The 7124-nt window shown below is 56.4% G+C and carries 8 protein-coding genes; all 8 read left to right on the top strand.

The window, feature by feature from the left end; translation table 11 throughout:
- On the top strand, positions 1-279 hold a 279-nt coding region (locus ACYVG7_RS06395; protein ID WP_460882382.1), incomplete at its 5' end, for a phage protease.
- Entirely contained in the window at positions 279-1199 is a 921-nt protein-coding gene (locus tag ACYVG7_RS06390; RefSeq protein WP_460882381.1) for a Mu-like prophage major head subunit gpT family protein, read from the top strand. The genes ACYVG7_RS06395 and ACYVG7_RS06390, both read left to right, overlap by 1 nt.
- 61 nt (positions 1200-1260) lie before the next feature.
- Positions 1261-1785 (top strand): HI1506-related protein, encoded by a 525-nt coding sequence (locus ACYVG7_RS06385; protein ID WP_460882380.1) that lies wholly within the window; start codon positions 1261-1263, stop codon positions 1783-1785.
- 3 nt (positions 1786-1788) lie between these two features.
- The gene (locus tag ACYVG7_RS06380; RefSeq protein WP_460882379.1) at positions 1789-2202 is read left to right on the top strand and encodes a gp436 family protein; all 414 of its coding nucleotides are present in this window, start codon (positions 1789-1791) and stop codon (positions 2200-2202) included.
- Positions 2202-2624, top strand: a complete 423-nt coding sequence (locus ACYVG7_RS06375) for a phage tail terminator protein (protein WP_460882378.1) — start codon at positions 2202-2204, stop codon at positions 2622-2624. The genes ACYVG7_RS06380 and ACYVG7_RS06375 overlap by 1 nt, the downstream gene beginning before the upstream one ends.
- Positions 2621-3385 carry a phage tail tube protein gene (locus ACYVG7_RS06370; protein WP_460882377.1) on the top strand — a complete coding sequence of 255 codons (765 nt, stop codon included), beginning with the start codon at positions 2621-2623 and terminating at the stop codon, positions 3383-3385. Before ACYVG7_RS06375 ends, ACYVG7_RS06370 begins: the two co-directional genes overlap by 4 nt.
- A gap of 128 nt (positions 3386-3513) precedes the next feature.
- Positions 3514-6744, top strand: a complete 3231-nt coding sequence (locus tag ACYVG7_RS06365) for a tape measure protein (protein ID WP_460882376.1) — start codon at positions 3514-3516, stop codon at positions 6742-6744.
- Positions 6741-7124: hypothetical protein (locus ACYVG7_RS06360; RefSeq protein ID WP_460882375.1), on the top strand; the 384-nt coding region annotated here is incomplete at its 3' end. The genes ACYVG7_RS06365 and ACYVG7_RS06360, both read left to right, overlap by 4 nt.

Raw genomic sequence — 7124 nt, 5'->3', positions numbered from 1 at the left:
GACTCGGTCATTAAGGAAGCCCGCGTAAAAGGCAAGGTCGTGGCGGCAGAAGAGGACTATCTGCGTCAGTACGCCGCCCAAAAGGGCGTCGCCGCGCTCAAAGCCATGCTGGCCCCGCGCCCGGCTCTGGCCGCCCTGTCGGCACAGCAGACGACCACCCAAACTCCTCCTCCGTCACCCCATGGTTTAGCGGTGTTGTCGGCGGATGAAAAAGAAGCCGCTCGTTTGATGGGTATCCCGGAAAGCGAGTTCATGAAACGTAAGAAGGAGACCGTCTGATGGCGATTGCAACCCCTGCACTGATCCAGGCGCTGTTTACCGGCTGGAAAGGTGATTTTCAAAACGCGCTCTCTTCAGCGCCACTGCAGTACACCGAAGTGGCGACCATAGTGCCATCCACTACCAAGTCCAATACCTATGGCTGGCTGGGCAAGTTCCCGGGCATGCGTGAATGGATTGGGGATCGGGTAATCAAGGCCATGGCGGCGCATGGTTACCAACTGACGAACAAGAAGTTTGAAAGCACGGTTGGCGTCGAGCAGGACGATATCGATGATGACAACCTGGGGATCTATTCGCCGATGTTCCAGGAAATGGGACGTGTTGCGGCTATCCAACCGGAACGCCTGGTGTTTGAGGCCCTGCGCCAAGGGGAAACTGTTGCCTGCTATGACGGCCAGTATTTCTTTGATACCGACCATCCGGTTTACCCCAATGCCGACGGGACTGGTACGGCCACTTCGGTGAGCAACCTGATCATCGAAGCCGGATATACCGGACCTACCTGGTATCTGCTGGATAACTCCCGCGCCATCAAGCCGATCATCTTCCAGAACCGCAAGAAACCCACTCTGGTTGCGATGAATAAGATCGATGACGAGGTGGTGTTTACCTCCGGTCTACTGCGATTTGGTGCTGATATGCGCTGTGTGGCTGGATACGGATTCTGGCAAATGGCTGTCGCTGTCAAGGCTCCATTGACTCCGGAAAACCTCTGGCTTGCCATCGAACGCCAGCGCTCGTTCTGTGCGGACGGCGGTGAAAAGCTGGGTATCAAGCCGACCCATCTGTGTGTGCCGACCGGCCTGGAGAAGAGTGGCACCAAGATCCTGGAGCGCGAATTGAACGTGGACGAAGGCCAAGCCGTTAGCAATGAGCTCAAGGGCAAGGTCAAACTCCTTGTAGCCGACTATCTGTAACCACCCGTTTATCGCCCGTGTAAACGGGCGTTAAACCCCACCATTTAGGGGGATTCATGAAATGGTCAAATTTATTCCGATTCATGTCGTATCTGTGGCCCATACCGGCTATTTACGAGCGGGTGTGCGCCTGGACGCGGGGGTTAATGAAATCACTGTGTCACCTGGCCAGCTCGCGGCCATGGAAGCCGACCCGCGTCTGGTGGTCACGGTGTTGGCTGCGCCTGAAAACGACGCTGCCGCAGATGATGCGCCGCCGAAAGGGGGTGTGGACTCTGGTCTGGATGGCTCCGGCGTAGTTGTCCAGAAGTCGCTGTCACCGTTCCCGTCGCACTATGCCCCGGTTCTGCCCACCTTAACCACCGGGACTCTGGGCGGGGTGATGGAGCAGGATGGCACGGTTAAGTCACTGGACGACATGAGCCAGACCGCGCTCAAGGCGCTGGCTAAGGATCTGGAAATCAAGGGCTATACCAGCATGGATAAGCCAGCTCTGGTTGCTGCTATAGCGGCCACCAAGATCCAGTACGACGCCTCCGAAGCTGACGGCAAGAAGCCTGTCGCTGACGAGCAGGCCGAGGGCTAAGCCATGTACGCCACGCTGGAGGATATGCAAAGCCGGTTTGGGGTCGACTTACTGCGTGTTGCGGTGATCCCAGGCACTGCCACTCTGGATGAGGCGGTTATCACCCAGGCGCTGGCAGATGCCAGCAGCCTGATTGATGGCTACCTGGCAGGACGTTACCCGCTGCCATTGGCTCATGTGCCAACGGCGTTGGTGCCGATCTGCTGCGACATTGCCCGCCACCGGCTCTATGGCGAGCAGGCTCCGGAGCAAATCGGCAAGCGGTATGAAGCTGCCATCGCGTTCTTGAAGTCTGTTGGCCGTGGCGAGCTGGCGCTGGGGTTGGCGGCGGATGGTGAGCAACTGGAAAGCCAAAACCTGGCCGAGTTGCAATCTGATGGTCGGGTGTTTGGTCGCCAAAGCGGAGGGTTTATCTGATGGAGGTTGATTGGCTGGCCGCTGGCAGTCGCCTCCAGGAGCTGATGCTGCCGTTGAAAGAAGATGGCTTGGTGGATGTGTTTGTCGCCACGGAAGTGGCTGATGTGCAGAACCTCGGTCAGATCGTCCCAGCGGTTCACATCCTCTACCAGGGGGACCGGGTCGTTGAGGGCCATCAATCAGGGCTGAGCAGCAAAATAGACCAGCAGTGGTTGGTGCTGCTGACTCATCGACCGACTCCGGGACAAGCAACGGCTGGGGTCTGGTTGCATCGGCTGTTGACGGCCATCGCTGGCAAATCGTTTGAGAAGTCCACGTTCGTGCGGGTGAATCCATCTGTGCGGCCAAGTTACAAGGCTGGCGTTGCATATCTGCCGCTGGCGTTTGAAGTCACGTTGAAATTCAAAGGAGAACTTCCATGAATCAAGAACCAAAAACCTTGCACTTCGGTGGCTCGATGTTCATCAATCCAAAGGTGGACGGCGTCTTTACCGGTGCGATTGGCCCGCTGGAAGTGGACAAGCTGGAAATCAAGCCGGATGCGGATAAGCGCACCATCGCCAGCAAAAAGGCTGAAGGCTATGGTAATAGCCGCAAAACCTATTACACCGGCAAGCCTGCGCTCATCACGATTGCCACTAATGAAGTGCCTCCTATCCTGTTTGCCGCTGCGTTTATGGGCGAGCAGGTCACCATCAATCAAGGTGCTGGAACCAAAGCAGATCTGGCGGTGACTCTGCCTGCCTATCCAGCCTGGGCTGATTTGCCCAATACCAACCTGGCTAGCGAAGGGCTGACTGCAACTGGGCCAGCGGCGGCGACCCTGGCGGTGGATGTCGATGTTGAGGTGAACTATGCGTTAGGTCTGATCCGGGCAACCAAGGGTGGCGCGGTGAAAGCGGGTGGTGAAATCACCATGGGGTACAGCTACAACGCTGTGACCGGCACGCGCACCAAGGGTAACCTCAAGCCCGCGATTGAAGCGAAGGTGATCCTAGATGGCAAGAACCTGATTGATGGCACCCCGGTGAAGCTGACGGTGCCGCTGGCCAGCCTGAGCCCCAAGAACGCCGTGGACTTCATGAGCGAGAAGGCTATCGACATTACCCTGGAAGGGGAGCTGATGATCGCCCCTGGTGAAACTGCCCCATTCTATGTCGATGAGTTGGCGACGACTGTCTGACGCGCTATGCTGTAGCCACTTCAAAGCCCCGCCATCGTGCGGGGTTTTTCTTATGTAATACACAATAAACCCGACCACTCTGCACCGCTTTATACCATGGGGTTAAACCATCCAACCCTGTGGCATTCATGAGCAACAAAGATCTGAAACTCGCCCTCGAACTTGCCGCCAAAGCCACTGGCCGCGAGGACATTGCTGCGCTCAATAAAGAGGTCGGCAACCTGGGCCCTATCTCCAACGCCGCGGAGCAAGAGACCAAAGAGCTGGCGGCTCGTATGCAGCAGCTCGGCCAGCAGCGCGATCAGATCGATACCTTCAAAAAGTCCAAAGATGCGCTGACTCAACTAGAGCTGGCGACAGTCCTCTCCCGCGACAAACTCGAATCATTGCGCAAGGTTCAGGCCTCCGGTGCCGGTGATGCCGAGCAGTTGGCCAAGCAAGAGAAGCTGCTGGCTAGCGAGGTCAAACAGCTCGAATCTCAGCTGGTTCGCCAAGCTGCTACCCACACAAAGCTGGGAGTAGGGCTCAAGCAGTCGGGCATCGATACCCGCAATCTGGGCACCGAGCAGAATCGCCTGCAGCGCGAGATTAATGAAACAGCCTCCCGCACCGAGAAGCTGGCCAGAGAACTGACAGGCAGCAAGGCTGCCGCCGCGTCGTTTGCCGGAAGCGTGGGTGGGGTAACCACGCGCCTGCTGGCGTTGGGCGCTGCTTATCTTGGCGTTGATCGGCTGTGGGAAAGCCTCAAGGCCATGTTTGCAAGTGGCGACCAGGCAGAGCGGTTGTCTGTTCAGCTCAAGGCTGTCATGGGCTCTATCAGTGGTGGTAAAGAAGCCACTGCCTGGATCAATAAGTTCGCCACCGAAACGCCGCTGCAGCTGGACGAAGTCACGCAGCTCTTTGTCCGCCTCAAAGCGTTCGGGCTCGACCCCATGGATGGCTCGTTACAGGCCATTGTTGACCAGACCTACAAGCTCGGTGGAAGTTTTGAAGAGGCGCAGGGCATCAGCCTGGCGCTCGGCCAGGCATGGGCCAAGCAGAAGCTGCAGGGCGAAGAGATCCTGCAGATGATCGAGCGCGGCGTGCCGGTCTGGGAAATGCTGGAGAAGGTCACTGGCAAGAACACCGCCGAGCTGGAAAAGCTATCGTCAGCTGGGGAACTGGGCCGTGACACCATCAAGGCGTTGATGGAAGAGATTGGCAAGCAATCAGCTGGTGCAGCTGCCGATAACATGAGCCTGCTCTCCGGCCTGATCTCCAACGCCAAAGACAACCTGGAAAAGTTCTACCGCATGGTGTCGGAGAACGGCTCCCTGGATTGGCTAAAGCAGCAGTTGGCTACGTTAAATGCCGAGTTCGCCAAGATGGCTGCCGATGGTTCATTGCAGCAATGGGCAAAGAAAATATCGGATTCGATTGTCAGTGCTGGCGAGTTCATCAAGTCATTTATTCAGACCTGCTATGAGTGGAGCGGAGCCTTAAAGACCGTTGCGATTGCCTTCGCTGCATTCAAGTTCACCCAGTTTATTGGCGGCGTCCAGTCGGCAGCTAAAGCCCTGGTGGTGGAGTTGATCCCGGCTCTATTGCGAGTTGGCCAAGTCGCCTCTGGAGAGGCTGTTGCGGGTACCAGCAAGCTGGCTACGTCATTTGGATTGCTAATCTCCAGAGCGAATGCGTATGCCCTGGCTATTGGTGCAGTGGTCGCGGCGGGCTATGGCATCGGCGAGATCGCAAAAGCGGTATTTGACCTGACCGAAGGCCAGGAGATTAAGAACCGCATCGCTGAGCAGGAGCGCCAGCTAAATGACCAGCTATTGCGTCAGGGTGCTGAGCTGATTGCTCAGAACGCCCAATACAAAGACTTGAAAATTCTTACCGCTGACCAAGTGAAGTACCTTTCAGCGACTGAACAAGCAGCGTATGAACAGCGTTTAAACGGCCTGAAAAATTACCTGTCCGGGCAGTTGCAGCAAAATGCTGCCCTGGAAAAAACGGGCCAGTTAACTGAAGAGCAGAAGAACAAAACTCTGACTGCGGTCGCTGCGATGCGTGATGGATTCACTGCATTCGAAGCTGGCCAACAAGCAGCTCTGACACAAGCATCCAAGTCGCTGACTGATTACACCTCTGATGTGGCGGCCGCAGCCGAGGCCACGAAACGCCTTGCAGATGCAGGTCTGGATGATGTGTTCAGCAAGGCCAAGCTGGATTTAGATCAGATCTCTGGCAAGGTCGGCAAGGTCGTGACCGAGTATGTGTCTGGTCTCGATGTCATGACTAAGGCCAGTAGTGTCAATGCGGTAGCGATCCAGGGATATCTGGAAAAGGCATTCGAGAGCGCCAAGAACAAGGCAGAACTGGATGCTCTCTCCGAGAAAATGGCCCTGCTCCATGCTCAAGGAAAGCTCATCGGCCAGCCGTATATCGACTCGCTTGCTCAAGCGACTGCCGCTGCCAAGAAGATGGCGACAGAATCGGTGGCCGGTGCGACGGCTTATTCTACTGCACTCAAAGCCCAGAAGGCCGCCGTCGAGGAGGCATATAAGAAAGGCGAGATTGGCGCGGAGCAGCATCGTCAGCAAGTGGGCAGGCTGAATGCTGAGATAGATAAGACCACCAAGGCATCCCAAAAAAATGCAGATGCCGCCGATGACATGACCAAGGCCTATTCCGATTTTGGCATGCAATCAGCCAAGGCGTTAGAAGACCAGGCCACCAAGCTCAAAGCGTCATTTCAGACTATCCAATCTGGTGCTCAACCGTTGGAACAGGTCAAAGAGGCGTTCCTCAAGTACGCCGAGGCTGAACTTAAGTCAGCAAAAGCCAACGATCGCTATGCTGACGGGGCTCTGTCTGCCCAGGCCGCAACCTTGGGGTTGAGCTCCGAGTTTGACGCCCTGGAGAAGTCTGTTGCCACCACCGGCAAGGAAGCGCTGATCACGGCTGGAGCGCTGGACACGCTCGGGGCTAGCAGCAAGAAGGCCGGGGCGAATGTGGCTACAGCTGGTCAGAACGTTGATCAGCATGCAGAAGGCATGAAGAAGCTCCAGGAGCACACCCGCGAGGCATCCGCCGGTCAACTTACGTTTGCTGATGTGATGATGAAATCCTCCGAGGTCGCCTCGATGAGCCTGGATGACATCAATACCAAGATGGCAGAAGCCAAGGAAATCTGGGAGTCGAGCTACAACTACCTGCAGCAATCCAATGATATCTCCACCGAGTGGTGGTCGCCGTTTGTCCTCAAACAAAAGCTGGCCCAAGAAAACAACCTGCAAATCCTGGGGCAGATGAAACGCGTTNTGACCAAACCCTCTCTTCGTTCCGAGCCGCCATCGATAGTGCCAAGCAGAAGATGAATGAGTTGGCCGACTCGGCCGCATCCACGGTCAGCAATTTACGCGACGAACTGGACCAACTCTCTGAGAACTATGACGCAATCGAACGGCGGCGCTATGACGAGCAAGTTGCCTCCATCCGCTCCAGCCTGGAAACCGCCCGCGCATCAGGCAATGCCGATGCAGTTGCCAGCTACAAAGAAGCCCTGCGCCTCGCGGAAGAACTGCATCAGAAGAAGATGGCCACCATCAAAGCCGAACAAGCCGCCGCAGCTCAAGAGGTGGCTGAGGCCAAGAAAGCAGCAGCTTCAAATCCATCCGCGAAGGCATCCACTGCAGCTAAGACAGCAAACCAAAACACAAGCGAGACAACTACTTTGTCCAGGGAAATCACCATCAAT

The sequence above is a fragment of the Pseudaeromonas pectinilytica genome (assembly GCF_054780855.1).
This window is presented reverse-complemented; position numbering and strand designations above follow the sequence as displayed.

Bases quoted from the DNA above. Each gene is read 5' to 3' on its own strand.
- ACYVG7_RS06375 (WP_460882378.1), top strand. From the start codon at position 2,202: ATGGAGGTTGATTGGCTGGCCGCTGGCAGTCGCCTCCAGGAGCTGATG.
- ACYVG7_RS06385 (WP_460882380.1), top strand. From the start codon at position 1,261: ATGGTCAAATTTATTCCGATTCATGTCGTATCTGTGGCCCATACCGGC.
- ACYVG7_RS06390 (WP_460882381.1), top strand. From the start codon at position 279: ATGGCGATTGCAACCCCTGCACTGATCCAGGCGCTGTTTACCGGCTGG.
- ACYVG7_RS06380 (WP_460882379.1), top strand. From the start codon at position 1,789: ATGTACGCCACGCTGGAGGATATGCAAAGCCGGTTTGGGGTCGACTTA.
- ACYVG7_RS06370 (WP_460882377.1), top strand. From the start codon at position 2,621: ATGAATCAAGAACCAAAAACCTTGCACTTCGGTGGCTCGATGTTCATC.